The sequence below is a fragment of the Cryobacterium sp. N19 genome, assembly GCF_002929595.1.
GTDB classification, from domain to species: Bacteria; Actinomycetota; Actinomycetes; order Actinomycetales; family Microbacteriaceae; genus Cryobacterium; species Cryobacterium flavum.
Map to the genome: position 1 here is coordinate 54,865 of NZ_PJJR01000042.1, position 23,373 is coordinate 78,237.

Annotated in this window: 31 protein-coding genes and 1 pseudogene; 21 read left to right on the forward strand and 11 right to left on the reverse strand. The window is 65.9% G+C overall.

Features of this window, described 5'->3' with window-relative positions; translation table 11 throughout:
* The first annotated feature begins 82 nt into the window (after positions 1-82).
* Complete coding sequence (locus CXY78_RS02575; RefSeq protein ID WP_092341689.1) at positions 83-568, forward strand: Lrp/AsnC family transcriptional regulator; 486 nt, start codon at positions 83-85, stop codon at positions 566-568.
* A gap of 1 nt (position 569) precedes the next feature.
* Here the strand turns inward: CXY78_RS02575 and CXY78_RS02580 are convergent, their stop codons facing one another.
* The 4 genes from CXY78_RS02580 to CXY78_RS02595 are packed head-to-tail and all read right to left on the reverse strand — an operon-like array spanning position 570 to position 2,740.
* Positions 570-1,151, reverse strand: a complete 582-nt coding sequence (locus tag CXY78_RS02580; RefSeq protein WP_104087900.1) for a hypothetical protein — start codon at positions 1,149-1,151, stop codon at positions 570-572.
* Between the two features lie 40 nt (positions 1,152-1,191).
* On the reverse strand, positions 1,192-1,521 hold the full coding sequence (locus CXY78_RS02585; RefSeq protein WP_092341691.1) for a hypothetical protein: 330 nt from the start codon (positions 1,519-1,521) through the stop codon (positions 1,192-1,194).
* Positions 1,521-2,168, reverse strand: a complete 648-nt coding sequence (locus tag CXY78_RS02590; protein ID WP_140425635.1) for an Asp23/Gls24 family envelope stress response protein — start codon at positions 2,166-2,168, stop codon at positions 1,521-1,523. The genes CXY78_RS02585 and CXY78_RS02590 overlap by 1 nt, the downstream gene beginning before the upstream one ends.
* On the reverse strand, positions 2,165-2,740 hold the full coding sequence (locus tag CXY78_RS02595) for an RNA polymerase sigma factor (RefSeq protein WP_092341693.1): 576 nt from the start codon (positions 2,738-2,740) through the stop codon (positions 2,165-2,167). Before CXY78_RS02595 ends, CXY78_RS02590 begins: the two co-directional genes overlap by 4 nt.
* A 122-nt stretch (positions 2,741-2,862) precedes the next feature.
* Between CXY78_RS02595 and CXY78_RS02600 the strand changes: the two genes are divergently transcribed.
* The 10 genes and pseudogenes from CXY78_RS02600 to CXY78_RS02640 all read left to right on the forward strand — a co-directional run bounded on the left by CXY78_RS02600 (position 2,863) and on the right by CXY78_RS02640 (position 7,821).
* Positions 2,863-3,342: an Asp23/Gls24 family envelope stress response protein gene (locus tag CXY78_RS02600; protein ID WP_092341694.1), complete on the forward strand. Its 480-nt coding sequence runs from the start codon at positions 2,863-2,865 to the stop codon at positions 3,340-3,342.
* Positions 3,339-3,533 (forward strand): DUF2273 domain-containing protein, encoded by a 195-nt coding sequence (locus CXY78_RS20630; protein WP_134505367.1) that lies wholly within the window; start codon positions 3,339-3,341, stop codon positions 3,531-3,533. Before CXY78_RS02600 ends, CXY78_RS20630 begins: the two co-directional genes overlap by 4 nt.
* Before the next feature lie 2 nt (positions 3,534-3,535).
* Positions 3,536-3,973 (forward strand): hypothetical protein, encoded by a 438-nt coding sequence (locus CXY78_RS02605; protein ID WP_158253248.1) that lies wholly within the window; start codon positions 3,536-3,538, stop codon positions 3,971-3,973.
* Complete coding sequence (locus tag CXY78_RS02610) at positions 3,970-4,554, forward strand: DUF6286 domain-containing protein (protein ID WP_104087905.1); 585 nt, start codon at positions 3,970-3,972, stop codon at positions 4,552-4,554. The genes CXY78_RS02605 and CXY78_RS02610 overlap by 4 nt, the downstream gene beginning before the upstream one ends.
* Entirely contained in the window at positions 4,551-5,156 is a 606-nt protein-coding gene (locus CXY78_RS02615) for a hypothetical protein (RefSeq protein ID WP_104087906.1), read from the forward strand. The genes CXY78_RS02610 and CXY78_RS02615 overlap by 4 nt, the downstream gene beginning before the upstream one ends.
* A gap of 78 nt (positions 5,157-5,234) precedes the next feature.
* Positions 5,235-5,408, forward strand: a pseudogene (locus CXY78_RS02620) (CsbD family protein).
* Positions 5,409-5,491: 83 nt separating this feature from the next.
* Positions 5,492-5,758, forward strand: a complete 267-nt coding sequence (locus CXY78_RS02625) for a hypothetical protein (RefSeq protein ID WP_104087908.1) — start codon at positions 5,492-5,494, stop codon at positions 5,756-5,758.
* The gene (locus CXY78_RS02630; RefSeq protein WP_104087909.1) at positions 5,742-6,158 is read left to right on the forward strand and encodes a phage holin family protein; all 417 of its coding nucleotides are present in this window, start codon (positions 5,742-5,744) and stop codon (positions 6,156-6,158) included. Before CXY78_RS02625 ends, CXY78_RS02630 begins: the two co-directional genes overlap by 17 nt.
* The gene (locus tag CXY78_RS02635) at positions 6,155-6,589 is read left to right on the forward strand and encodes a DUF3618 domain-containing protein (protein WP_104087911.1); all 435 of its coding nucleotides are present in this window, start codon (positions 6,155-6,157) and stop codon (positions 6,587-6,589) included. Before CXY78_RS02630 ends, CXY78_RS02635 begins: the two co-directional genes overlap by 4 nt.
* Before the next feature lie 173 nt (positions 6,590-6,762).
* Positions 6,763-7,821 (forward strand): YihY/virulence factor BrkB family protein, encoded by a 1,059-nt coding sequence (locus CXY78_RS02640; RefSeq protein ID WP_092341731.1) that lies wholly within the window; start codon positions 6,763-6,765, stop codon positions 7,819-7,821.
* Between the two features lie 61 nt (positions 7,822-7,882).
* On the opposite strand, the gene CXY78_RS02645 is transcribed toward CXY78_RS02640, so the two are convergent.
* Positions 7,883-8,368 (reverse strand): hypothetical protein, encoded by a 486-nt coding sequence (locus CXY78_RS02645; RefSeq protein WP_092341701.1) that lies wholly within the window; start codon positions 8,366-8,368, stop codon positions 7,883-7,885.
* A 296-nt stretch (positions 8,369-8,664) separates the two neighbouring features.
* On the opposite strand from CXY78_RS02645, the gene CXY78_RS02650 reads away from it, so the two are divergent.
* Positions 8,665-9,942 (forward strand): hypothetical protein, encoded by a 1,278-nt coding sequence (locus tag CXY78_RS02650; protein WP_092341702.1) that lies wholly within the window; start codon positions 8,665-8,667, stop codon positions 9,940-9,942.
* Positions 9,943-10,040: 98 nt separating this feature from the next.
* Here CXY78_RS02650 and CXY78_RS02655 read toward each other — a convergent pair whose 3' ends face one another.
* From CXY78_RS02655 to CXY78_RS02665, 3 genes are all read right to left on the reverse strand, one after another.
* Entirely contained in the window at positions 10,041-10,559 is a 519-nt protein-coding gene (locus CXY78_RS02655) for a CarD family transcriptional regulator (RefSeq protein WP_092341703.1), read from the reverse strand.
* 11 nt (positions 10,560-10,570) lie between these two features.
* Complete coding sequence (locus CXY78_RS02660) at positions 10,571-11,236, reverse strand: TetR/AcrR family transcriptional regulator (protein WP_092341704.1); 666 nt, start codon at positions 11,234-11,236, stop codon at positions 10,571-10,573.
* A gap of 90 nt (positions 11,237-11,326) precedes the next feature.
* Positions 11,327-13,684: a trehalase-like domain-containing protein gene (locus tag CXY78_RS02665; protein WP_104087914.1), complete on the reverse strand. Its 2,358-nt coding sequence runs from the start codon at positions 13,682-13,684 to the stop codon at positions 11,327-11,329.
* A gap of 194 nt (positions 13,685-13,878) precedes the next feature.
* Here CXY78_RS02665 and CXY78_RS02670 point away from each other — a divergent pair, with 194 nt between their 5' ends.
* From CXY78_RS02670 to CXY78_RS02685, 4 genes are all read left to right on the forward strand, one after another.
* A complete protein-coding gene (locus CXY78_RS02670) occupies positions 13,879-14,478 on the forward strand; it encodes a hypothetical protein (RefSeq protein WP_104087915.1) in 600 nt (199 codons plus the stop codon).
* Between the two features lie 153 nt (positions 14,479-14,631).
* Positions 14,632-15,267, forward strand: a complete 636-nt coding sequence (locus CXY78_RS02675; protein WP_158253249.1) for a copper resistance CopC family protein — start codon at positions 14,632-14,634, stop codon at positions 15,265-15,267.
* Positions 15,264-15,779 carry a copper chaperone PCu(A)C gene (locus CXY78_RS02680; protein WP_104087918.1) on the forward strand — a complete coding sequence of 172 codons (516 nt, stop codon included), beginning with the start codon at positions 15,264-15,266 and terminating at the stop codon, positions 15,777-15,779. Before CXY78_RS02675 ends, CXY78_RS02680 begins: the two co-directional genes overlap by 4 nt.
* Positions 15,779-16,990 carry a Dyp-type peroxidase gene (locus CXY78_RS02685; RefSeq protein ID WP_092341709.1) on the forward strand — a complete coding sequence of 404 codons (1,212 nt, stop codon included), beginning with the start codon at positions 15,779-15,781 and terminating at the stop codon, positions 16,988-16,990. The genes CXY78_RS02680 and CXY78_RS02685 overlap by 1 nt, the downstream gene beginning before the upstream one ends.
* A gap of 132 nt (positions 16,991-17,122) precedes the next feature.
* Here the strand turns inward: CXY78_RS02685 and CXY78_RS02690 are convergent, their stop codons facing one another.
* Positions 17,123-17,467 carry an HPF/RaiA family ribosome-associated protein gene (locus CXY78_RS02690; RefSeq protein ID WP_092341710.1) on the reverse strand — a complete coding sequence of 115 codons (345 nt, stop codon included), beginning with the start codon at positions 17,465-17,467 and terminating at the stop codon, positions 17,123-17,125.
* 571 nt (positions 17,468-18,038) lie between these two features.
* On the opposite strand from CXY78_RS02690, the gene CXY78_RS02700 reads away from it, so the two are divergent.
* On the forward strand, positions 18,039-18,251 hold the full coding sequence (locus tag CXY78_RS02700; protein ID WP_092341712.1) for a hypothetical protein: 213 nt from the start codon (positions 18,039-18,041) through the stop codon (positions 18,249-18,251).
* Here CXY78_RS02700 and CXY78_RS02705 read toward each other — a convergent pair.
* Positions 18,244-19,014, reverse strand: coding sequence for a hypothetical protein (locus CXY78_RS02705; RefSeq protein ID WP_104087921.1), 771 nt, complete (start codon positions 19,012-19,014; stop codon positions 18,244-18,246). The genes CXY78_RS02700 and CXY78_RS02705 overlap by 8 nt on opposite strands.
* A gap of 122 nt (positions 19,015-19,136) precedes the next feature.
* Here CXY78_RS02705 and CXY78_RS02710 point away from each other — a divergent pair, with 122 nt between their 5' ends.
* Together CXY78_RS02710 and CXY78_RS02715 are read left to right on the forward strand one after the other, a co-directional pair.
* Positions 19,137-19,355, forward strand: a complete 219-nt coding sequence (locus tag CXY78_RS02710; protein WP_092341714.1) for a hypothetical protein — start codon at positions 19,137-19,139, stop codon at positions 19,353-19,355.
* A gap of 56 nt (positions 19,356-19,411) precedes the next feature.
* Positions 19,412-20,155 carry a DUF429 domain-containing protein gene (locus tag CXY78_RS02715; protein WP_092341715.1) on the forward strand — a complete coding sequence of 248 codons (744 nt, stop codon included), beginning with the start codon at positions 19,412-19,414 and terminating at the stop codon, positions 20,153-20,155.
* Here CXY78_RS02715 and CXY78_RS02720 read toward each other — a convergent pair.
* On the reverse strand, positions 20,053-21,141 hold the full coding sequence (locus CXY78_RS02720) for a LysR family transcriptional regulator (protein ID WP_104087923.1): 1,089 nt from the start codon (positions 21,139-21,141) through the stop codon (positions 20,053-20,055). The genes CXY78_RS02715 and CXY78_RS02720 overlap by 103 nt on opposite strands.
* Before the next feature lie 120 nt (positions 21,142-21,261).
* Between CXY78_RS02720 and CXY78_RS02725 the strand changes: the two genes are divergently transcribed.
* Together CXY78_RS02725 and CXY78_RS02730 are read left to right on the forward strand one after the other, a co-directional pair.
* Positions 21,262-22,515, forward strand: a complete 1,254-nt coding sequence (locus CXY78_RS02725) for an FAD-dependent oxidoreductase (protein WP_199182568.1) — start codon at positions 21,262-21,264, stop codon at positions 22,513-22,515.
* Positions 22,512-23,348 carry an NAD(P)-dependent oxidoreductase gene (locus CXY78_RS02730; protein ID WP_104087925.1) on the forward strand — a complete coding sequence of 279 codons (837 nt, stop codon included), beginning with the start codon at positions 22,512-22,514 and terminating at the stop codon, positions 23,346-23,348. Before CXY78_RS02725 ends, CXY78_RS02730 begins: the two co-directional genes overlap by 4 nt.
* The last annotated feature ends 25 nt before the right edge of the window (positions 23,349-23,373 follow it).

Here is a 23,373-nt window from a genome sequence, read left to right on the forward strand (position 1 = left end):
TCGTTCCCGCTAGGTAAAATCCGTAGAATCTGCCAGACTTCAAGAATATTCCACGAAATATGCGGCTAGTTGGAGATGTGCAATGGCAGAAACGAAGAGGATTCGGGTCACCGAGACCCTCGACGAAATCGACCGCATTCTGGTCGCGGCACTGCAGGCCGATTCCCGCACCACCAACAGCCGGCTCGCCAGCGCCGCCGGCATCGCCGAGTCCACCTGTGTGTCCCGGGTGCGTTCCCTGGTCAGCCGCGGAATCGTCACCGGCTTCACGGCCATGGTCGACCCGAAGTCGATCGGTCTCGGCCTGCAGGCGCTCATCAGTGTAAGCATTCGCGCGGGCGCCCGCACCCACATTCCCGCGTTTCGCGATTCGATTCGGGTGATGCCCCGCGTGGTGCAGCTGTTTTTCCTCGGCGGCTCCGAGGACTTTATCATTCACCTGTCGGCACGGGACACCGACGATGTGCGCGATTTCGTGCTGGAGAACCTCTCCGCCAACCCCGCAGTCGCCTCCACCAGAACGAGCATGGTGTTCGAGCACTTCTACAACGGAGTCGCGCCAGAGTAGTTCAGGCGCGCCAGTAGCCGACCTTGCCGAGCAACTGCACCTCGCGATTCGCGCCCTCCGGCACCGCCACCTCGGGCGGAAAAACGCCGAAACCCCGCCACATTTCGATGTCGGGCGCGATCTGCTCCCAGAGGTTTTCGACCAGCACGTCGGGCAGCGAGTAGTCGAGACCGATGTGCTTGGCGATGCTCCAGGCCTGGAAGGCCCGGTAGAGGGCGGTGTGCTGCAGAGCTTCGCCGAGAGAATAGTCGCCGTAGCTCAGGTGTACGACCTTGTCGGGGTCGAGGTCGCCGTTGGCTACTTTCGTCGCCGATTCGTTGAGGCGGTCGTAATTGCCGATCGGATCGTCACCGAGCAGGTCGCCCTTATAGGTGTCGCCGACCTCCTCGATCGTGCGGCCTTCCAGCACCGCGGGCAGCCAGGCTTCGTCCTCGGAGTGCAAGGCGAGAATGTCGCGCAGCGTCGGATTCGACTTGCGTGACCACTCGGCCGGTGCCGGCAGGTCGAGCTGCGCGGGAGTGATCTGGTCTACGACGGAGCGCAGCGCGGCATCCGCTTGAAGGAACATCTCTCTCTGCTTCATCGGGGCAAGCTAGCACGGCTGACCCCGATCGGCTAGACGCTCAACCGATCCGGGCCACGATTACGGCGATCTGCGCGACCGTCGGGTTGCCCACCTGCCGCAGGTGCTCGGCGATGGCGTCGTGTACCCGCCCACTGACATCAGCCGAGGACTCGGCGGCCCCAATGCCGATCTTCGCCGTGACCCGCACGCCATCGGACTGCGCAACCGTGTACACCAGCGGCGCGGCGGGCGCGTGGTGTGCCACCGCATCGAGGGCGGTGGTGAGTACTGTGGCCACGATCGACCGAGCCGGGTACAGCGCGTCGACCCCCGGAACCTGGCGTACCAGCGCGTCAAGCTGGTCGGTGAACGGAATAACCGTGGTCATCAGTGCTCCTTTTCTTGAGCGGATGCATCGGGCAGGGGCTGCAGGTCACTCACCGTGATGTCGATGGCCGTCACGACAAGTTCCGTGTATTTGCCGAGCGCGGCGTACATCGCATGGCGCAGTTGATCGGCGAGCAGCGGAATTTTCTCCCCCGGGAATACGGTCACATCGACCTCGATGACGATCGGCGTGCCGGGTACGTTGACGTCGCCGACCAGCACACACCGGCCTACGAACACGTTCTGCATACGGTCGCCGGACTCTCGCAGAATGCCGCGCACGGCGCCTTCCGTCACGACCAGCCGCGCGGTCGGGACAGGATGGGTCAGCGGAATATCCCGGCCGGCGTGAGCTTCCAGGGTGATGTTGTCGAGAATGGCCGACACCCAGCTGTCGTCCCGCCGCGATTCACGTTCGAGGTCTAGATTGAGCAGTAGCCGTTGGGCCCGGCGCAAGCGTTCGAGACCACGCAGGGCAATCTCACACTCCGGCGAATCGTCGATACTCGGGTCGGCTGGCGTTCGGTCGCGATCCAAGTAGTCGCTGAGCTGCTCGATGGTCTGGCCGTTGAGCCCGGCCTGTTCCCGCTCGGTATCACCGAGGTCGAATGCGAGGAAGCGCCTGTTTGCCGGCGTCAGTTCGGTCATCGCCATTCCTCCATCTCGCGAAGCAGGGTTTTTCGGGCACGGGCCAGCAATCCGCGCACGGTCGAGAGCGGCAGGCCCAACTCGGCCGCGATATCACCGTAGCTGTACTCGGCGAGTTCCCGCAGAGTCCAGCAGCGGCGCTGGTCTTCGGGGAGGGTGGCCAGCACTCGGGCGAGAGCCTCGGTCTGCGATTCGGTCTCGGCGAGAACGTGCGGGGCGTGCTCGTCGGGCGCCGGGACATCCGCGTCGTCGATGTTGACGTGCTGACGGCGCGCGCGCACCCGATCGATGCTCTTGCGGCTAACGATGCGCATCAGCCAGCTCTTCACCGCGCTGCCGTCCTCGAGCGTGCCGAGCTGCTGCCAGGCCGTGATGAACGCCTCCTGCACCACGTCATCGGTCTCGTCGTTGGAGCCGAGCACCCGCGTCGCATAGACCCGCATGAGCGGGCCGTACCGCCGTACCAGCACCTCGAAGGCCCGCAGGTCGCCGTCGGCGGCTCGGTCGGCAAGCATCTGATCCGACGCTGATGCGAGCGGCGACGCGACCTGCTCACGCAGAGAGCCGGGCATTGTCCCTCCTCTGAGGCTAAATATTTCTCATCTTCGCGTGACGAATATGTCACAAGTTTCGTCCTACAGGTAATAATCCGCTTTCGGTCTGATCCGACGGCCCGACATGAAGGAGCAACATCATGGACCTCATCGACACCAACGGCAACGCCTCCGCCAGCAAGTCTCCCCGCAGCAGTGCGCCGACCGGCACAGCTCTAGCCGGCGAGCCGCTCACCGGCACGGGAAAGACCGTGATCAATGATGGAGTCGTGGCCAAGGTCGCTGGAATCGCCGCGCGCGAGGTCACCGGCGTGCACGCCCTGGGTGGCGGTGCGGCCCGAGCCCTCGGCGCAATTCGTGAGGCGATGAACAACACCGACGTGAGCCAGGGCATCTCGGTGGAGGTGGGCGAAACGCAGGTCGCCGTAGACGTGACGATCGTCGCCGAGTACCCCGTGCAGCTGCAGCAGGTGGCCAACGACATTCGCTCGAGTGTCATTCGGGCCATTGAAGACCTGGTCGGACTCGAAGTTACCGAGGTCAACGTGACGATCGTCGATATTAACCTGCCCAGCGACGACGCCGCCGACGCTGAGCCGAGCAAAGCCGCACTGCGGTGACTAGCGCAACCCGAACAGGAATGCTGGTCGGTGCGGTTCTCGCGCTAACCTGGGTGATTCTGGGCTTTTGGGTATTTCTGTTCGTGGGCCTGGCGATACTGGTCGGCGCGCTCCTTGGCCGCGTGGTTGACGGCCGTCTCGACGTGAGCTCACTGATCGGAGCCTTTCAGGGAAAGCGCTCATCGTCGTGAGCGTGACGACAGACTCCCCGGGCTGGTTTCTCGGCGAAGGTATCCCCAGTGACACTCCCATGGAACCAGCGAATTCCGCACTGCCGGCGGCCACAAGCCGTGGTCGAACCCGCATCGTGCCGCGGGCGTTGCGGCAGATCGTGTCCATGGTTACTGCGGAGTCGCTCGGCGTGACGCCCAATCAGGTCGGCGTCGAACTCGGCGACGACCATGGGATGCTCGCGCTCACGGTCAGCACCTCAATCCGCGTGGTTTCCCTGCAGCGTGTCACGAGCGAAGCGGCCCTCATCACTCGTACCGGGGGAACCATCCTGGCTCGATCCGCGCAATCGCAGACCGACATTCGACGCCGCGTCGGCGAGCTCACCGGTGCCGACATCGGTCGGGTTACCGTGCGTGTGACCGGGACGGATGTCGCTCGCGAACGGCGCGTGCGATGAGTGCGTCGACATCGGCTACCTACGGGCGCATCCGTCGTCGCGAACTGCACTCGCCGCGGGCTGCCGCAGCCATCTCAGCGGCGATCGTGGTCATCCTGCTGTGCGCCTGGCTAGGCACGGAGATCGTGCTGCGGCTGACAGATCAGCCAGCGCTGCTGACGGCGCCGGCCGATCTGGCCGACGGCGTGGCGTCCGCGTCGAGCGCACCCGTGTCACTGCTCATCGGAACGGCCGTCGGCTGCGCGCTCGTCGGCCTCGTCCTGCTGGTCCTGGCGCTCTCGCCCGGACGCAGGGCCCGGCACGTGATGGTTTCCGAGCGCGCGGTGACCATCGTCGATGACGAGGTCATCGCATCCGCTCTCGCGGGGCGCGCCGCTCGCACGGGCGGGATCGATCCGGACAACACCCGTGTGAGTATCTCGCGCCGCCTCGCCACGGTGCACCTGGTGCCTGCCTCGGGCCAGGCCGTGCACCGCGACACGGTGCTCACGGCCGTGCGCGATCAGCTCGACGGGCTGCAGTTGCGCCCGGCGTTACAGACGCGGGTCGTGGTGGCCGTCGGCGGAAAGGTCGGAGCGTGAACAACACCAATCGAGCGCTCAACCGCAGCCTTCTACTCCTGACCGGCCTGCTGCTGCTCGCCGTGGCCAGCCTGCTCGGTCTGCTCGCGTCCCAGACCGCTGTGCAGGATGCCTGGCGCGCCATTTCCGACGCCACCCGTGCGAACGTCGCCGGCTGGCTCCAGGCCACGCCGCTGGGTACAAGCACGCACAGCTGGCTCTGGATCGTCGCCCTCGCTCTGCTGCTGGCGGTCGTGGGCCTGCTGCTTCGTTTCATACTGCGGCAGGGCGGCGGCCACTCCGGCCGGTTGGTCAGCGATCAGACGACCGATTGGGGCACCACCCAGGTCGATTCCGCCGTCGCCGAGCAGTCACTGCAACAAGCGCTCGGTGAGCACCCCGAATTTCTGTCAACGCGCGTCTCCACCTACCAGGTGGTGGGAGAGGCAGTGCTCAAGGTCTCGGTGACCTGTCGCCGCGGCACGTCCCCGACCGACGTCGTGCGCATCGTCGAACAGTCCCTTATCGCCCTCGACGAGCTGCTCGGGCTGCGCATCCCGGCACTGCTGCAGATCAGCGGCGGCTTTCGGGTGCGCACCAGTCGCAGCACCCGCATCCGCTGATCGGCGATCCCCCAACTCGCGTTCGGCGCACCCCGCACCGAACGTTCCCCGGAAACACCACACGAAAGAGAGAACACCATGAGTGCAGCCGACAAGATCAAGAACGCCGCGTAGGACCTCAAGGGCAAGGCCACCGAGGCCGTCGGCAAGGCCACCAACGACGACGCCAAGGTCGCCCAAGGCCGTGCCGACCAGACTGCCGCGAGCGCTAGGAAGGTTGGTGAAGACGTCAAGGACGTCTTCAAGGACTAGCCCTATCCGGTGCGGATACGTCTTCACCCGCGAAGGACGCCGCTTCGCACACCGCGAACGTCGCCGCCGATCAGGCCGCGAACGTGGGCGACACCGCCGCGCACGCAGCCAGTGAAGTCGCCGACGTCACGAAGGATGAAGTCGGAAAAGTCGCCGCCGAGACCAAGAAACAGACGAAGGACCTGCTCACGGATGCCCGCAGCCAACTTACGGAGCAGGCCAGCGAACAGCAGGCGAGAGTTGCTGAAGGCCTGCGCTCGATCAGCGACGAACTGACCCAGATGGCCAGCCGGGTCTCCTCGGTGACGACCTCGATCTGGCGGTTCGGGAACGATGACCGACCTGCATAGTCCGTCAGAGCAAAAAGCGGCGGAAACGTCGCTGGGAGATCTGCTGGGAGAAGTCACACGTGATCTCTCTACGCTCATGCGTCAGGAACTCGAACTGGCCAAGGCCGAGCTTCGCCAAACGGCCACCCGGGCCGGTAAAGGTGCCGGAATGCTGGGTGGAGCCGGCTACGCCGCCATCATGGCTGTTCTATTCCTGTCGATCGCACTCTGGTGGGCTCTTGACTACCTGGTCGGTAACGGCTGGTCCGGGCTTCTCGTGGCCGGCCTCTGGGCGATCATCGGGCTCTTACTGTTCCTGATCGGCCGCAAGGAATTGAAAGCAGTCAAGGGTGCGCCGCGCACCGTTAATTCCCTTAAGAAAATTCCCGACACACTGAAACGAAATGAGGAAAACCGATGACCGACACCGACCGAACCCCCGATCAGATCCGGTCTGATATTGAGCGCACCCGGCGGGAACTCGGCGGCGATGTCGACGCCCTCGCCGACAAAGTGACACCGTCCAAAATCATTCAGCGCCAGACTGACAAAGTGAAGTCCGCCTTCGGTTCAGTATCGGAACGCGTCATGGGCGCGGCCACGCAGACCGGCGATGCTGTGTCTTCGGCGACCCACACCATCGGTGATCTGCCGCACCAGGCCGCGAACAAGGCCAAGGGAAACCCTATGGCCGTCGGACTCATCGCGTTCGGTATCGGCTGGCTGGCCGCGTCACTGGTTCCGGCCAGCGATGTGAAGGATGAAGCTGCGTCGGCGAAGGAAACGGTTACCGAGACGGCACATGATGACGCCGCGACGGCGAAGCACAAGAGCGACTCCGATCTCTACTGATTGACGGTACTGAGTCATCAAACGGATGCTGCGGCTCGCCCGAGCCGCAGCATCCGTTATAGGAATCGACACTTTCTGGCAGCCAACCCAGCGCCAGATCAGTGAGAACGCAGTACATTTTCAGCGCCGGGATCGCGACCCCCGGCCTCACTCGACCCGAGCAGGAGATTTTCATGGTGGACGAAGGCCAGAGCCAGGACCTCGCCGACGCGCCAGCGCCCGACGACGCCCGCAAGCCCGACTCGCCGACCGACGTCACGAAGACGTCGTGGAAGTACGTCGTCAAACGCACGCTGGGTGAATTCGGCACCGATCAGTGCACCGATATCGCGGCGTCGCTCACCTACTACGCCGTGCTGTCGCTCTTTCCGGCGCTGATCGCCCTGGTTTCGCTGCTCGGGGTTTTCGGGCAGGGCAAGCAGTCGGCCGATACCCTGCTGACGATTCTCGCCTCGGTCGCTCCCGGCGATGCCCTCGATGTCATTCGCGGGCCGATCGAACAGTTCAGCACGTCGCCGTCGGCCGGGTTCGCGCTGGTGGCGGGAATCGCGGTCGCGATCTGGTCGGCATCCGGTTATGTGGGTGCTTTCAGCCGGGCTATGAACCGCATCTACGAGATCGACGAGGGTCGGTCATTCTTGAAGCTCAAGCCCACCCAGCTGCTCGTGACCGTGATCGGCATCGCCCTGCTGCTCGTCGTCGTGCTGATCCTGGCCATTTCGGGACCCATAACGGATGCCGTGGGCGCGGCCCTCGGCCTCGGCCAGACCGTGCAGGTGGTCTGGTCCATTGCCAAGTGGCCGGTGCTCGCGGCGGCCGTCGTGTTGCTGATCGCGGTGCTGTACTACTTCACGCCGAACGTGCGGCAGCCGAAGTTTCGCTGGATGTCGCTCGGCGCGCTCGTGGCCCTGGTGGCTATCGTCGTTGCCTCGCTGGGGTTCGGGTTCTACGTCACGACGTTCTCGAACTACGCCAAGACCTATGGTTCGCTGGCCGGCATCGTGATCTTTCTGCTCTGGCTCTGGCTGACCAACCTCGCCCTGCTGTTCGGGGCGGAATTCGACGCCGAACTCGAACGCGGGCGCCAGCTGCAGGCCGGAATTACCGCCGAACAGAACATTCAGCTGCCGCCGCGCGGCACGAAGAAGAGCCAAAAGGCCGCCCTGAAGGAGATGCAGACCGTCGCCGACGGCCGGCGCATCCGCAAGGCGAACGCCGCCCCGCAAGACTAGGAGAAGGGAGACCCCCGACGCTTCTCCATTCAACTTCACCACGCTCGCAAACTCCGGCGTTCTACGGACGCCTGGCCGTGATGGTGACGCGAGTGGATGCCATGTGCAACTCGACACTGATGGTCGCCTCCGCCCCCTCGAAATCACCGGTCGATACATAGACGAAGCGCAAGGGTACGCAGCCGGGAAGAAGAGTTTCTGTGGGCACGGAGGTCCACGCCCGGTCTCGGGCGTCGGTCGTCGCCAACAAGGTGGCGCCGGTGTAGACCTCGATGGTACCGGTGGGCTCGACAGCGTCCAGAGTGATAGTGAAGCCCATCCGGAGACCCACCCGCGCCTGGCTCGGAAACTGCTCGGTCACCGTCATTGTGGTCGCGCTTCCCTGCAGCGACTCCATGGCGAACGCCGGCGTGCCCAGAGTGGATCCGAGCGCGAGTACGATCAGTAGCCCTGTGCGGCGCATCACCGGGGTGACGGCGCGCAGAGACTGGGCGTAGCGCGAGCCCTGGCTGGCGGGGCGGGCGTGGGCATCCGGTTGTCTGATCATGGTCGGCGGACGGTCCGGACCGGACACATTCATGTGGAACCACTTTCAGAAAGAATCCGCCCATGGTCGAATGCGGCTGTGGGCACTATGACGACGGATGCCGGCGCAGAGAAGACGACAATTCAACTCTGTGCGGTTCGCTGATCTGTACACTAACGAGCATGTGTGCCGCATGATATACCCTTGTTATGGTTAGTAGATACCTTTGCCACCACCGCATCACGACGTGTTCAGAGACTGGTTGGATAGGAAAGAGTGTCCGACCGCGGACACTGTCAACGATTCAGGGGGCACGAGTGCGACTGCTCTACGCGCTGCTCCTTTCCGGCATCATCCTGACCGTGGGGCTCTCGGTGGCGCTGCCCGATGCGACACTCGTCGCCGGCGGGTTCACCATCGCTGCCGCGGCGGTGGGGCTAACGCTGGTCAACCGCACCCAGCGCATCATTGCGGGGGTGCTGATCGGTGTGGGGATCGCATCCGTTGTGGTCGGTCTGGTTTTGGGCGGACAGATCGTGGGCCGCGACCTGTTCCTGGTCAACCAGGACCTGATCGGCATGCTCGCCGCTGTGTCGTTTCTGCGACTGGTCACACCGACCTCGCCGATCACCCGCACCCGGCTGCACGGCCGACTCGCCGTCGTGCGCACCGCACTGGCCACGCACGCGCTCGGCGCGATCATCAACATCGGTGCGGTCGGCATTGTCGGCGACCACCTGCGCGGTCGCTCCAGCCTGCGGCTCGCCGATGCGGCGCTGATCTCCCGGGCCTACTCGACCGCTGCGTACTGGTCGCCGTTCTGGGCGGCCGCCGCGGCAGCGACCACGCTCGTTCCCGGCGCGAATTCACTGGTGCTGGTGCTGGTGGGGCTGGGGCTCGCGCTCGTCACCATCGGCCTGAGCGTCTGGGACATCTTCCACCTCTTCGGCCGCGAACTGCCCGCGTACACCGGCTATACGCTCAGCTGGGAGCTCATTCGCGTGCCGCTCGCCCTCGTGGCCCTGGTGGTGCTGGCGCACCAGCTGGTTCCCACGGTTCCGGTGCCGCGGATCGTGCTGCTCGCCGGCCTCGGCGTCACCCTGATCGGCTTGCTGATCATGAACGGGCGTGGCGCCCTGCGCGCGCTGGCGCGCCACGCCCGGCACGACCTGCCGCAGCTGCGCGGTGAGGTCACGCTGTTCGCCTCCGCCGGGGTGCTCGCCGTCGGCCTGCGGATGCTGTTTCCCCTGTTCGACCTGCAGCTGCCGGTGACCGAGTTCACCGTTCCCGTGGCCTGGGCCATGATGCTCGCGATGATTCTGTGCGCGATCGTGGGGGTGCACCCGGTGGTGTCGGTTGCGATCGTCGCGGCGCTCGTGCAGCCCCTGTCGCCCGACCCCACTTTGTTCGTGCTGGCCGCGTGCATCGGCTGGGGAGTGTCGACCGCGGTCGGCCCAGTCACCGGATTGACCATGCTGCTTAGTGCGCGGTACGGTATCGACAGCATCACCCTCACACGGCGCAACCTGGTCTACCTGGCCGCCGTGCTCGTTGCTTCCTGGCCAGCATTGCTGCTCTGCGCCGCACTGGTCTAGCGTTTGGCGCACGACCGCGCCCGATACGGGTGCGCGCTACGACCGTTACCGTAGCGCCCACCAGGATCGGGCGCGGTCAAGCGGATGCGAAAGGCAGGCTAGACGGAGACCTCGACGGGCTCGTCGCTGACGACGTAGTTCTGAATCTCGATGAGCAGCAGGTCGCCGGCTTCCTGGTCGGTCAGGCCCTGGGCCAGAGCAAGTTCGGAGACGAGGATCTGGCGGGCCTTTTCAAGCATCCGCTTTTCGCCGGCGGAGACACCCTTGTCCTGGTCGCGACGCCACAGGTCGCGTACGACCTCGCTCACCCGGTAGACGCTGCCGCTGGCCATCTTCTCCTGGTTGGCCTTGTAGCGGCGTGACCAGTTGCCCGGCTCCTCGGTGAAGGCGTTCTGCAGAATTTCGTAGACGGCGCTTACGCCGGCGGCGTCGATGACGTCGCGCACGCCGACGAGCTCGACGTTGTCGACCGGCAGCTGAATGGTCAGCGCGCTGGTGTGCACGTTGAGGGTCATGAACTGCTTCTCGACGCCCTTGATGGTGCGGGTCGCGAGGGCCGTGATGGTGACCGCTCCGTGGTGCGGGTAGACCAGGGTTTCGCCGATTTCAATCTTCATAGAATGCGCCTTCAGTGTTGTGTGGGTGATGCAACGCGAACGGGCGTTGCGCTTGAGGTTTCGGGTTCGAGCAGCCAGCCGGGCAGCAGGGCCACGAGCTGGTCGACGAGTTCGTCGTCGGAGACGTCGAGGTGACCGCGCATCCAGGCGCCGATCAGGGTGAGCGCTCCGCCGGCGACATAGGTCGTGACCAGTTCGGCGTTGACGGCGTCGTCGAAAACGAGCACCGACTCGAGCATGCGGGTGGCGTAGGCCTCGATGATCTGGTCGTGCGCGCTGCGCGTCAACGGCAGTTCGAGCACGCTCGCGTACAGGGGAAAATTCTCGACCATATGGGCGACGAGTCGGGCATAGCCGAGGCGTGACGCGTTCTCGCCGGTGCGCGGCCGCGGCAGATCGAGCCCGGCCGAGCCGATGTCGGCGAACTGCGCCTGCAGCAGTTCGGCGGCGAGCACGTCGAGACTGTTGAAGTGCGCATAGAAGGAGCTGCGGCTGATCCCGGCCAGGCGCACGATCTCGGCCACCGAAACGGATGCCGCCGGCTGGGCGATCAGCGTGCGGATCGCCGTGAGAATGAGTTGCCGGGTGCGTTCAGCGCGCGGGTCGTGCTTCGACTCGTCTGGCTGCAGAATTGGCTGCACTGCCGCCTGCGGGGCGGGCGCAGTCAACGAAGTCATCCACTGATACTAACACTTTTCGGACAAGTGTCCGAGACGGGCAACGTTTTCACGGCTGACTCGCGGAAAACCCCGAGTCAGCCGAGAATTTCAGCGCCCGCGGTACTCGTCGAGCAGCTGCGCGCAGCGGATGAAGCCGAGGTGCGAGTAAGCCTGCGGGTGGTTGCCGAGGTGGGTTTCGGTGGCCGGGTCGAACTCTTCGGAGAGCAGACCGGTGGGGCCGGCCAGGGCGATCAGCTGGTTGAACAGTACTTCGGCCTCGTCGATGCGCCCGGTGAGCACGTAGGCCTCGATCAGCCAGGTCGTGCAGATGTGAAAGCCGCCCTCGAGGCCGGGCAGGCCGTCGTCGTAGCGGTAGCGGAACACCGTCGGCCCAACGCGCAGCTCGCGCTCGACCGCGCTCACTGTGAGCTGAAAACGCTCGTCGGTCACGTCGAGCAGGCCGGACAGGCCGATGTGCAGCACGGCGGCGTCCAGGTCGGGGCTGTCGTAGGCCACTGTGTACGACTGGGCTTCCTCACTCCAGCCTTCGCGCAGCACTTCGTCACGAATCGTGGCGGCGAGTTCCACCCAGCCGACCCCGACGTCCCTGCCGTGCCGCTCGGCGGTGCGGATGGCCCGGTCAACGGTCACCCAGCACATCGTCCTCGTGTAGGTGTGGTGTCGCGGCGAGCGCCGCGCCTCCCAGATGCCATGGTCGGGTTCCTGCCAGCGACTCGTGACGGCGTCGACCATCTCGGTCAGCAGGTGCCACTGAAAGTCCGAGAGCGTTCCCTGCCGGGCGCTCAGCGTGTCGATGAGCTCGGCGACCGGTCCGAACACGTCAATCTGCACCTGATTGTCGGCGGCGTTTCCGATGCGTACCGGGCGCGATCCGGCATAGCCGGGCAGCGATTCGAGACTGGCTTCGGTCGACAGCGATGAGCCGGTGACCGAATAGAGCGGATGCAGCCACTGCGCGCCGGGACTGTCCGCCACGACCCCGGCCAGCCAGCGCAAGAACCCGTCGGCTTCATCGGTCGATCCCAGGCCGACGAGCGCTTTCACGGTCATCGAGCCGTCACGCAGCCAGCAGTAGCGGTAGTCCCAGTTGCGGGTGCCGCCGATTCCTTCGGGCAGCGACGTCGTCGAGGCTGCGAGCACGGCGCCGGTCGGTTCATAGCAGAGGGCCCGCAGCACGAGGGCCGAGCGGCCGACGAGAGAGGGCTTCACGCTCGGCAGAGACAGTGAATTCACCCAGGAACGCGAGTCATTCATGACCGCGCCGCGACGGGCGGCCTCGCCGGCGGCATCCGGTATGTATGCTTCGGTGTCGCCGCAACGCAGGTTGAGCATGATCGCGCCCTGCGAGAGGTCGACGACGGCGGTGGCCGTTTCGTTGCGGCCGTCGCTGGTGACGGTGAAGTCGACGCCGGCGGCCGTCAGCACGATCGGGTCGGGGGTTCCGGTGATGGTCACCACACCGTCGGCGGCGTGCATGTTGAAGTAGGCGACGGCGTAGTCGGGGCGCGGGGCGAAGACGATGCGGGCGAGCCCGGTGCCGGTGAGCTTGCGCACGAGGTTGGTGATGCCAAGCGGTGACGGCTCGATGTAGTCGGTGACGGTGACGTCGGCCCAGCGGGTTTCGACGACCATGGTGTTGTCGACGTAGCGCTGGCCGAGCACGCGGCTCTTCTTGACCGGCTCGATCGAGAAGTGTCCGGCCTCTTCGCTGCCGAGGATGCTCGCGAACAGCGAGCCGGAATCGGGCAGCGGATGCGTCATCCAGCAGATGCGCGCTTCCGGCGTCACGAGGGCGGTCGAGGTGCCGTCGCCGAGCATGGAGTGGCGTTCGATGGCCACGACGTGCTGGCCGAACAGCCAGTCCTTGCGTAGCTCGAACAGCAGGGCCAGAATCTGGGCGAGCTTTTCGGGGCCGCTGATGCGGTGCGCGGCAACGGATTCGTCGTCACCGATGCGAATGCCGAGGTCGGGGCCGTGCAGGGTATTCATGGCCATTTCGTCGCTCGCCGCGTCGCCGGCGAAGAAGGCCGCGCTGACGCCGAGACGGATGCGCAGCCGGTCGAGGGCGACGCCGGAATCCTGCGACTCATCGGAGGGCTCGGGGGCGTCGAAGAATTCCGAGTCAAACTCGGCGCCGTTCGATCCCACCAGGTGCACCTCGCGGGGCAGCCGGGAATCGGCGGCGAGGTCGCGCAGCGGGCGGCCGGACATGACGGCGGTGTGGGTGTTGGGCAGGGCCGCGAGGGCGCGCAAAGCCGTCGCGGATTCTTCCAGCAGCACAGACGGCACATTCGACGCAACGTGGTGCGAGAGGGTGCCACCGTAGTTGCAGGCCACGAGGAGAGAGGGGGTGCGCGCGAGCTGTTGCAGATCCTGCAGTATCTCAGCCGACAGCCCCGTCAACGTGCGTGGAAGGTTCTTGGAAAGATTCAATCGTTGGGGCATTAGAGGTTCCTTGCAGAAGGGCGTCGGCCGTCAAACCAGTTGCTAGACCTAGGCGACGTTACCATTTGCCACAGGCTGCTCGGCGGCTGACGCACCGTCCGGCGGGCTGTTGTCAGAATCGGGCGGCCCCGCGACCCACTAGCCTGAAGACACGACCGCACTTTTGGTTGGTAACTTTTCGTCGGGTGGGTGACATGGCAACGAGGTGGGCGCGGTTCGCTCGCGGCTGGCTGACCGCCGTTGTGGCCGTGCTCGTCGCCGCCCTCTCGCACGTGGCCGCTGGCGGCCAGGCGCCCGCGCCGGTCAGCGTCTCGATCGCTCTCGCCTTTGCGGGCATGGTCAGCGTCGCTCTGGCGGGCAAGAAACTCTCCCTGCTGAAGCTCAGTGTGTCTGTGGGGTTCAGCCAGGTGCTGTTCCACCTATTGTTCGGGCTCGGCGGAACGGCCGGCTCCATGACGGTGGCCGGGCACCACGGGTCGGCAACCGTGATCGTGGGGGCAGCATCCGCTTCGCTGACCTCGCCTGCGATGGGGTGGATGTGGATTGCCCACGCCCTGGCAGCGATCGTGACGATCGTGGCACTGCGCCGCGGCGAGCGCACTTTCTGGGCGCTGGTCGAGCTGGCGCGCACCGCGCTCGTGACCGTGGTCATTGCGCTCGGGCTGGTACTCGTTCCGCTTCGCGTGGCTCGACTGCGCGCCGCGCTGCACCGCGTGATCGAACCAGTCGACCTGGCCGTGTTGCTGTCGCCGATGCGACACCGCGGGCCGCCGCGCGCGCTCGCCGGCTTCTAAGCCCTCGCGCCGCGCCTCGCTCGCGGCACGTTAGCTGCCGCATCCGCTCGCGGCACTCGTTTGAGAAGCCGGCACTGGTTTGAACCAGTGCCCCGAGCCCAAACACGTGCCATGACGCACCCATCCTTCTCGCGAACTCCTCGGAGGTACCGCATGCTCTCTTTCCCTGCCCGAAACCGGCTCCTCGCCGGTCTCGGTGTCCTCGCGCTCGCCGCAGCGTTCACGATCGGCGGCGTCGCACCGGCCGCGAGCGCGCACGATTCGGTGGCGTCCACCGTGCCGTCCGACACCGAACACGTCGACCTGGCACCCGCCACCGTGTCGATGCGGTTCACCGACAACATCATGCAGCTCGGCGCGATCATGCTCGTCGTTGATTCAGCGGGCACCGACTGGAGCGCCGGCGAACCCGCCCTCGACGGGCCGACGGCCACCCAGGCCGTTGACCCCGCCCTGCCCGACGGCGCCTACCAGGTGCGCTGGCGGGTGGTCTCGGCCGACGGGCATCCCATCTCCGGCACCTTCGACTTCAGTGTCGGCGACGCCAGCGCGGTGGCCACACCGACAACGGACGCCGCCGCTCCCGTTATCACCACCCCGACCGATTCGAACGTGGTCACCACCAACACGGCCGCCAGCACCGGCGGCGGGCTCCCGATCGGCGTCACCGCGCTCATCGGTGCCCTCGTCGGCCTCGGCCTCTTTCTCGGGGTTGTGGCGCTGACGCGCCGTGCAGCATCCGCTCGTCAACGCACAAATCCCCCCACTACAGAAACGACACACTCATGACCTCCACCACACCCCGCCTTCTCATCGTTGCCGCCCTGGGCCTGCTCGCCCTGACCGGTTGCGCCGCCACCACCGACACCGCATCCCCCGACACCGCGGCGACCAGCACGGCGACCGCAGCCGCGTGCCTCACCATTACCGACCCCTGGGTCAAGAGCGCCGAGACCGGAATGAGCGCCGCGTTCGGCACACTCGCGAATGCCAGCGACACCGACATCAACGTGGTCTCGGCCGAATCAACGGCCGCGACCATGATCGAGCTGCACGAGACCGTCGCCGACGACTCCGGCGCCATGGTGATGCAGCAGAAAGAGGGCGGGTTCGTCGTTCCGGCGAACGGCACCTACGAGCTCGCGCCCGGCGCCAACCACCTCATGCTCATGGGCCTCACCGAGCCGATCGTTGCGGGCGCCGAGAACACCTTCACCCTCACCCTGTCCGACGGGTCGACGGTAGAGTTCACCGCCCCGGCCAAGGACTACTCGGGCGCAAACGAGAGCTACGACAAATAATGTTGGTCGATCAGCCTGGTCGTCGCCTCAGCCGGCGTCACCTCCTTTTGGGAGGTGCCGCGGCCGGCATCGGCGCGGTCGGCGCGGTCGGCATCGAACTGGCGACGAATGCGCGCCCGCAGGTCGTGGCTCAGCCGCTCAACGGCACGCAGACCGTGCCGTTCTACGGCGTGCACCAGGCCGGAATCGACACCGTGCCGCAGAGCAACGCCACCATCATCGCGCTCGACTTGGCCCCGACGACCGATGCTGCGGCCCTGCGGCGACTCATGAAGGTTCTCACGAGCGACGCGGCCCGGCTCAGCCAGGGTGAGGCGGCGTTGGCTGACTCCGAGCCGGAGCTGGCCGTCGCGCCGGCCCGGCTCACCGTGACGTTCGGCTTCGGCCCTGGCCTCGTCGCCCTGGCCGGCGGCACCGCGCCGACCTGGCTGCGCCCCCTGCCGGCCTTCGGCGTCGACCGGCTCGACCCGGCCTGGGGCGATGGCGATCTGCTGCTGCAGATTGCCGCCGACGACGCCCTCACCGTAGCGCACGCCACCCGCATGCTGCTGAAAGACAGTCGCTCGTTCGGCACCGTGCGCTGGGTGCAGACCGGCTTTCGACGAGCACCGGGGTCGGTGAAGACCGGCACGACCATGCGCAACCTGTTCGGCCAGGTCGACGGCACCGTCAATTTCGTGCCGGGCACGCCCGACTTCGAACGGCTGGTTTGGGGCGCCGCCAGCAACCCCGGCTGGATGCTCGGCGGCACCGGCTTCGTGCTGCGGCGCATCGCGATGGGTCTCGACAAGTGGGACAAGCTCGATCGGTCCGGGCGGGAGGCATCCGTTGGTCGCACTCTCAGCAACGGCGCGCCGCTGACCGGCACCAACGAAACGGATGCCCCGGATTTTGCCGCGAAGACCGCCATCGGTTTTCCGGTGATCCCGGAGTTCTCGCACCTGCGGCGGGCCCGCAGCGAAAACCCCGACGAACGCATCCTGCGCCGGGGCTACAACTACGACGACGCGCCTACGGGCGGCAGCGTGTCGAACTCCGGCCTGCTCTTCGTCTCTTTTCAAGCGGATATCGACGCCCAGTTCGTGCCTATTCAGCGCCGCATCGACGCCCTCGACCTGCTCAACGTGTGGATCACACCGATCGGCTCGGCCGTCTTCGCGATCCCGCCGGGCTGCGCCACTGGCGGGTACATAGGCGACACCCTGTTCTGACCTTGCGGTTGAACCGGCTCGTGGCACGTGTTTAGGAGGTTTGCCCTGGTTTGAACAGGGGCCACCGTCTCAAACACGTGCCACGAGAGCGGATGCCGCGGCGCTGGCCACCGGCATCGGCCGCGTGGGCAGTTAGACGGTTTCGCCCATCGGGAGGTTGCCCTTGCGGGCGTCCAGCTTGCCGAAGTGGGTCTCGAGCAAGCTCTTCATCTTGTGCAGGGCGCCGGTGAGGGCTTCCTCCACGGCGTTGGCGTTCTCGGTGACGACGACCGGGGTTCCACCGGCCGGGCGAGCTTCGAGGGTGCACTTGATGTCGTCGGTGCTGCTGCGGCCGGCGCTGCCATCGGAGAGGTGAACCTCAACCCGGGTGAGGCGTTCGCCGTAGCGCGCGAGGGACTCTTCGACGATGGATTCCAGCGCTCCGGCAACCCGCTCGGTGCCGTCGACGTTGCTGTCGGTGTTCACGATGACCTGCATAATCACTCCTCTTAATTGCTGACAACTTCAGGCTACCGCTTGCGGATGCGTGCCCATTGCGAGCCCGTTCGGCACCCACGGCATCCGCTCCCGGCGAATTGCGACCCCCCGGCCGGCCTGCGAGACTGGAAGTGATTTTGTTCCCAGTGTGAGGTTTAAACCAGTGAAGATTCTCGTCGGTTTCGCGCCGCAGTCCCTGCGCTGACCCCGTCGAACAGCCTTTCCCGGCTCCGGTGTCAGTTGCCCACGACACCCTTGGAGAATCCTTGGTAAGCACATCAGCCTCACCGTCGTCAGACCGCGCAGTTCCTGCTCGATACAGCGGACGCCCGGGTACGGAGCGACGAGCACATCTACGTTGATCTTCCTGACCCCAATGTGCCGAACAGCCGCCGGATCGCGGAGCTTGATTCCATGCAGATCAGATCCGACGCGAGCAGCCGGGTCGTCGCCATCGACATCGCCCGAGGCCTGGCGATCATCGGGATGTTTATCGCCCACGCCGCCCCGCGCGTTACCGCTGAATCGTGCGCTGCGTGGCATCCTTTGGCCGATCGGTGCCACCGGCGCAATGGCACTCACCGTTGACACGGTGCAGATTCTGGCTCTGGGCGCCGTCGCCAATGGCAGCGACATTGACTATCCGGGCTGGCCGCTGCTGCTCTGGATGCTGCTGCTCACGTTCATCGGTGCCGGTCTCTGGCGGTATTTTCTGGGCAAGGGGCCACTCGAACGCGTGCTCGCCGCACTCACTCAGGCTCCACGACCGGGCCGGCTCAGCTGATGCCACCAATACGCTCGAGCGCCGCGCGCATGATCTGTGCCTCCGGTGTCGGCGCCACGTGGTGGTTCGTGTAGATCCCCACCAGCCACTGCAGCACTTCGCTTTCACTCATGGCGACGGCATTCCAGTCCACGCCTGGCTCAGCCACCGTGCGCGGTTCGCCGGTGAGCGGGTCGAGCCAGGCGCGAGCGATCGGAACGTCGGGGTCGTCGTTGTTCACATTCCAGAGCAGGGCGATCGGATGGTTGTCACCGTCGATGTGCTCGTGGTCGACGCGCCCGGAGCCGAGCCAGGGCAAGGTCAGCAGCTCGCCGATGATGCCAACCTCGATCAGCTCGAGCTGGGTCGGTTCGGTCTCGGGAACGTAGAGGGTGAACCCCTGCTCAAACCACTCGGCGGCCTCGTAGATCGAATCGAGCAACTCGTCGAGAGCATCGACCTCCTGCACCAGAATGAGCGCCCATTCCAGCAGAATCTGGGTCTGGTCGGCCGGCCACGGACTCTCCATCGGGTCGATCGTGCCGTGAAAGTGAAAGCTCGGGCCGGCTTCGTCGAGCAGCACGTGCAGTTGGCCGCTGTCGTAGTCGATCGACAGGTTGAGCGCTCCGCCCTCGTCGTCGCGGTCGGCGAACAGATCCGGGTGGGCCAGTTCCGGCGGCAGAGTGATCGCTGCGGCGAGTCGGGGGCCCAGATCGAGAACAACGCGAAACTGAACGGTCGGCAGGCGCAGGGTTTCATCCTGCTCGAAGTGCTGGTCTGACATGGTTCGAGTTTATCGACCACCAGCCGCCCTCGACGTGCCGGAAGAGCGTGCCGGTCCAACGCGCACAAGCGGATGCCCGCAAGCTCTCGCGCAGCAGCCGGCGGCGTGGCAGACTGCGGCCTATGGATATCGAGCTGTGGTGGCCCACGCTGACTCCGTCAACGCGGGAGTGGCTGATGCAGAACAACGGCGATGCCGTGCCGCCGGAACTCGTGACCGAGATCACGAGGGCCGGCGGCGGGGTCGCCACCGACAGCGAGAGTGAGCAATCCGGCGTCTCTCTGAGCGACGACGACGTCGACTGGATCGAGACGGTCGCCAACGAAGAAGAACCAACCTGACCAGCGTTCTCGCATCCGCTTGAATCGGTCAGTCGGGTCCACCGTAAGCTGAGCGTATGCGCACCGCCGGAGTGGACCTCGCCGCCGAGCCCAAAGGCACCGCGCTTGCTGTCATCGACTGGACCGGCGCCAGGGCGTTCTTGTCTGAACTGCACCTCGGCGTCGCAGACGAGATCATCGTGCGCACGGCGGGCACCGTTGACAAGCTCGGCATCGATTGTGCGTTCGGCTGGCCCGACGAGTTCGTGCAGTTCGTGGTCGCGCATTCCAGCGGCGACCTGCCCGGAGTCGACGGCGGAATGGCCTGGCGACGTACCCTGGCCTACCGCGAAACCGACCGGGAGGTGCGAAAGATCACCGGCCGCTGGCCGCTCAGCGTTTCCACCGACCGGCTCGGACTCACCGCTATGCGCTGCGCCGGCCTGCTTTCCCGAATCTCCGCGGCCGGTATTCCCGTCGACCGGGCCGGTTCCGGAGTTGTCGCAGAAATCTACCCGGGCGCATCGCTTCGCCTGTGGGGGTTCTCGACGACGGGGTACCGCACCGACGCCGCCAGGCGCTCGCACCTCCTGGCCGAGATTCAGGATGCCGCACCCTGGCTCGATCTCGGCCCGCACGCCCCACACATGATCACCTCAGCGGATGCCTTCGACGCCGTGATCGCGGCCCTCGCCGCCCGCAGCGCCGCGCTGGGATTCTACGAACCGCCTGCGCCGGCCATGCTCGATCGTGCCCGCCGCGAGGGCTGGATCGTGCTGCCGAACGGCCCTCTCGCCGAGTTATTGCCATCCGCGAGATGACCGCGCCCGAAATCGGTGGCCGCTACGCCGGTTACCGTAGCCGCCACCCACATCGGGCGCGGTTGCGAACTTAGATCGCGTTGACGCCCTAATCCGAGCGGGCGTGCCTGCGCGCTCATAACCGAGAGCAGTGCCTGCACGTGCGGGGTGCCTGGCTCGTTCCAGGTGGCCCAGGTGCGAATGGCCAGGTCGAAGCTCGGGTCACGCTCGGCCCGCACGGGAATCCACACCCAGTCGGGCAGGTGACGGGCGGCCGACGACTGGGTGAGGAGCACGGCATCCACTTTGGCGGTTACCGCGATCAGCCCGCTGTGTTCACTGAACCGTCGAAACACCCACTGCATCGAGACTCCGGCGGCCGCCGCCGCGGCACGCAGTCGAATCTCCTCTGCGGCGATTTCGCCGACCGCGTGGGCCATCACCGAAAGGCCGTCGAGTTCGGCGAACCCCACTTCGGCCAGGCCCGCAAGCGGCGAATCAGCCACGACAGCCACGCCGATGGTCTGTTTCATGAGTAGCATCGACCCGCCAGCCTCCGGTGCCTCGCGGTGAATCAGCGCAACATCGACCAGCTTGCTCTGCAGCATCTGCCACTGCTCGTCAGTCGTCGCCTCATGCAGGGTCAACGCAATCGTGGGAACCTGGGCGTCGACGGCCTGCAGCAGCGCCAGAAACCAATCGTACGGCAGGCCCTGCGGCACGCCAACGTGCAGCATCTGGCGGTTCTGGGCGGCCGTGCGCAATACCTCGGGAATGCGATCAACCTGCGCGAACACGGTCTCGCAGTGTCGAAATAGTCCGGCGCCTGCGGCCGTCAGGGTCACCCCGCGTGGGCCGCGATCGAAGAGGATGTATCCAATGGAGCGCTCCAGATCCTTGATCTGGCGGCTGAGGGCTGGCTGCGTGATGTTCAGGGCCGTGGCGGCCCGGCTCACCGACCCGAGCTCGGCGACCTTGGCAAAGTAGGTGAGGTGGCGCAGTTCCATAACCTCAGGGTATCGCCCCCGTGCTTTCTAGGCATTTTACCTATGGCATCCGGTCATTCAGACTGGGGCCGGCGGCAACTTCCGTCACAACGACGTGAACTTGAAAGTGCTGGTGTATTCGTGACACGTGAAACCCAATTCGATGTGGTCGTCATCGGCGGCGGATCCGCGGGAATCGCGGCGGCCATCGGGGCGGCCCGCACCGGGGCATCCGTGTGTCTGGTTGAAAAGTACGGTTTTCTCGGCGGTGCCGCGACGACCAGTTCGGTGCTCGCGCTGTGCGGATTCTTCGACCAGAACAAGAACCAGGTCGTGGCCGGCGTTGGCCAGCAGGTGCTCGACCAGCTGCGACGCCGCGATATCTATCAGACCCAGACGATGCCGGAGACGGGCAACACCATCGTGCTGCTCGATCTGGAAACCACCAAGAGCGTCTACGACGACCTCATCACCGCCGCCGGCGTGCGCCTGCTGCTGCACAGCCAGCTGATCGCGGCGACGGCGACTGGCGGCGCGATCAGCTCGGTCGACGTCGTGCACCGCGGCGGCATCGAGACCATCACCGGCCGCGCCTTCGTGGACTGCAGCGGCGACGGAGCACTCATCGACGCGGCTGGCGCGGGCGCGATCGTGTCGGTGCCCGCCGAACGGCACGCCAGCACGCTCGTCATGCGGGTCGGCGCGGTGAGTGAAGACGCTGACCTCTCGATGGCCGGAATGACCAGGGCAGTGGATGCCTACCGCCCCCGTTCAGAGATGCCCCTGGTGCGTTCGAACGGCATTGCCGTGCGCATGCCGCTCTCCCGAGAGGTCATGCTGCTCATCGCCGACCACCACGGCGACGTCCTCGACGTGACGGACCTCACCGCTGCCGAGGTGCAATCACGCCGCCTGAGCTGGCGGTACCTCGCCGCGTTCCAACAGTCGCTGGCCGGCTGGGAGAACAGTTTTCTCGCCTCGACCGGGCCGCAACTGGGCATTCGGGAGACCCGTCGGCTGCGCGGCCGACAGTCGGTGAGCGCCGATGACGTGTCTACCGGCCGAAAGAACGCGCTCGACCCCATCGCCAGGGGCGGCTGGCCGATGGAAGGGCACGTGACCGTCGGCGTCACCGAGTACGGCGGCATTGCCGACAAGGGCTGGTATCACGTGCCGTACGGGGCCATCTGCTCCGACACCACCGAGAACCTGTGGGCTGGCGGCCGTCTGGTGAGCAGCGACAATCGGGCCTACGCCTCGCTGCGGGTGATGGGCACTTCGTTTGCAACCGGGCATGCCTGCGGAGTCGCCGCCGCCGTGTATGCCGCCGGCAACGCCCACGACTATGCCCGCACCCGCATTCTGCTCGACGAGCAAGGAGCCCTTATCTCATGATCCTTCGACGAATCGCCCTCACCGGGGCGGCCGGGTCGCTCGCGGCCGATATTATTCCGGGACTGTTGGCCCGCGGCCATACGATCGTGGGCATCGACCAGCGCGCGCCCGTGGACACGTTCGGCTGCGAGTTCGTGGAGTGTCTGGTCAACGACCGCGCAGCAATGCTTTCGGCTCTGCGCGGCTGCAACGCCGTCATTCACCTGGCCGGAATTCCGCTGGAGGCCGAGTGGGCCGACATTCTGCGGGCCAATATCGATGGCACGCAGGCGGTCCTCGAGGTGGCCGAGCAACTCGGAGTCCGGCGGGTCGTGCTGGCCAGCAGCATCCACTCTGTTGGTTTCGTACCGGTGCCGACCGACGGCTCACTCGTGCCCGACGACGTGCCGGTGCGCCCGAATACCTTCTACGGAGTTTCGAAGGCTGCCGTCGAAGCGCTCGGCAGCCTGTATCACGACCGGTTCGGGCTCGACGTGATCTGCCTGCGGATCGCGTCCCGCTTCGCCGAACCGACCGGTGAACGCACGCTCTCCACCTGGCTCTCCCCAGCCGACGCCGTGCGCCTGTTCGACGCCTGCCTACAGGTTCCCAGCCCGGGTTATCGCACAATCTGGGGCGTTTCGGCGAACACCCGGGGGTATCTCAGCGCGGAGGGCGGCGCTGCAATAGGCTTTAGACCCGAGGACGATTCCGAACGTTTCGCCGAACGGATGTTCGCTGCCAGTGACACAGACCCGTCGCTCCTGGCTTCCGACTGGGATCGCGCCTACATCGGGGGCATTTTCAGCTCGCCGCAACCACCATGCTTCGGCGGCCATCCCCCACGCCCTTGACCTCGGGATTCGCTACACAGACAGG

What these genes read in the sequence shown, in the direction of transcription:
- CXY78_RS02645 (WP_092341701.1), bottom strand. Translation starts at nt 8,368, where the DNA reads ATGATCAGACAACCGGATGCCCACGCCCGCCCCGCCAGCCAGGGCTCG.
- CXY78_RS02730 (WP_104087925.1), top strand. Translation starts at nt 22,512, where the DNA reads ATGATCCTTCGACGAATCGCCCTCACCGGGGCGGCCGGGTCGCTCGCG.
- CXY78_RS02655 (WP_092341703.1), bottom strand. Translation starts at nt 10,559, where the DNA reads ATGAAGATTGAAATCGGCGAAACCCTGGTCTACCCGCACCACGGAGCG.
- CXY78_RS02670 (WP_104087915.1), top strand. Translation starts at nt 13,879, where the DNA reads ATGGCAACGAGGTGGGCGCGGTTCGCTCGCGGCTGGCTGACCGCCGTT.
- CXY78_RS02585 (WP_092341691.1), bottom strand. Translation starts at nt 1,521, where the DNA reads ATGACCACGGTTATTCCGTTCACCGACCAGCTTGACGCGCTGGTACGC.
- CXY78_RS02630 (WP_104087909.1), top strand. Translation starts at nt 5,742, where the DNA reads ATGACCGACCTGCATAGTCCGTCAGAGCAAAAAGCGGCGGAAACGTCG.
- CXY78_RS02600 (WP_092341694.1), top strand. Translation starts at nt 2,863, where the DNA reads ATGGACCTCATCGACACCAACGGCAACGCCTCCGCCAGCAAGTCTCCC.
- CXY78_RS02660 (WP_092341704.1), bottom strand. Translation starts at nt 11,236, where the DNA reads ATGACTTCGTTGACTGCGCCCGCCCCGCAGGCGGCAGTGCAGCCAATT.
- CXY78_RS02720 (WP_104087923.1), bottom strand. Translation starts at nt 21,141, where the DNA reads ATGGAACTGCGCCACCTCACCTACTTTGCCAAGGTCGCCGAGCTCGGG.
- CXY78_RS02575 (WP_092341689.1), top strand. Translation starts at nt 83, where the DNA reads ATGGCAGAAACGAAGAGGATTCGGGTCACCGAGACCCTCGACGAAATC.
- CXY78_RS02590 (WP_140425635.1), bottom strand. Translation starts at nt 2,168, where the DNA reads ATGACCGAACTGACGCCGGCAAACAGGCGCTTCCTCGCATTCGACCTC.
- CXY78_RS02690 (WP_092341710.1), bottom strand. Translation starts at nt 17,467, where the DNA reads ATGCAGGTCATCGTGAACACCGACAGCAACGTCGACGGCACCGAGCGG.
- CXY78_RS02610 (WP_104087905.1), top strand. Translation starts at nt 3,970, where the DNA reads ATGAGTGCGTCGACATCGGCTACCTACGGGCGCATCCGTCGTCGCGAA.
- CXY78_RS02680 (WP_104087918.1), top strand. Translation starts at nt 15,264, where the DNA reads ATGACCTCCACCACACCCCGCCTTCTCATCGTTGCCGCCCTGGGCCTG.
- CXY78_RS02715 (WP_092341715.1), top strand. Translation starts at nt 19,412, where the DNA reads ATGCGCACCGCCGGAGTGGACCTCGCCGCCGAGCCCAAAGGCACCGCG.
- CXY78_RS02685 (WP_092341709.1), top strand. Translation starts at nt 15,779, where the DNA reads ATGTTGGTCGATCAGCCTGGTCGTCGCCTCAGCCGGCGTCACCTCCTT.
- CXY78_RS02665 (WP_104087914.1), bottom strand. Translation starts at nt 13,684, where the DNA reads ATGCCCCAACGATTGAATCTTTCCAAGAACCTTCCACGCACGTTGACG.
- CXY78_RS02580 (WP_104087900.1), bottom strand. Translation starts at nt 1,151, where the DNA reads ATGAAGCAGAGAGAGATGTTCCTTCAAGCGGATGCCGCGCTGCGCTCC.
- CXY78_RS02635 (WP_104087911.1), top strand. Translation starts at nt 6,155, where the DNA reads ATGACCGACACCGACCGAACCCCCGATCAGATCCGGTCTGATATTGAG.
- CXY78_RS02710 (WP_092341714.1), top strand. Translation starts at nt 19,137, where the DNA reads ATGGATATCGAGCTGTGGTGGCCCACGCTGACTCCGTCAACGCGGGAG.
- CXY78_RS02705 (WP_104087921.1), bottom strand. Translation starts at nt 19,014, where the DNA reads ATGTCAGACCAGCACTTCGAGCAGGATGAAACCCTGCGCCTGCCGACC.
- CXY78_RS02700 (WP_092341712.1), top strand. Translation starts at nt 18,039, where the DNA reads ATGGCACTCACCGTTGACACGGTGCAGATTCTGGCTCTGGGCGCCGTC.
- CXY78_RS02675 (WP_158253249.1), top strand. Translation starts at nt 14,632, where the DNA reads ATGCTCTCTTTCCCTGCCCGAAACCGGCTCCTCGCCGGTCTCGGTGTC.
- CXY78_RS02640 (WP_092341731.1), top strand. Translation starts at nt 6,763, where the DNA reads ATGGTGGACGAAGGCCAGAGCCAGGACCTCGCCGACGCGCCAGCGCCC.
- CXY78_RS02595 (WP_092341693.1), bottom strand. Translation starts at nt 2,740, where the DNA reads ATGCCCGGCTCTCTGCGTGAGCAGGTCGCGTCGCCGCTCGCATCAGCG.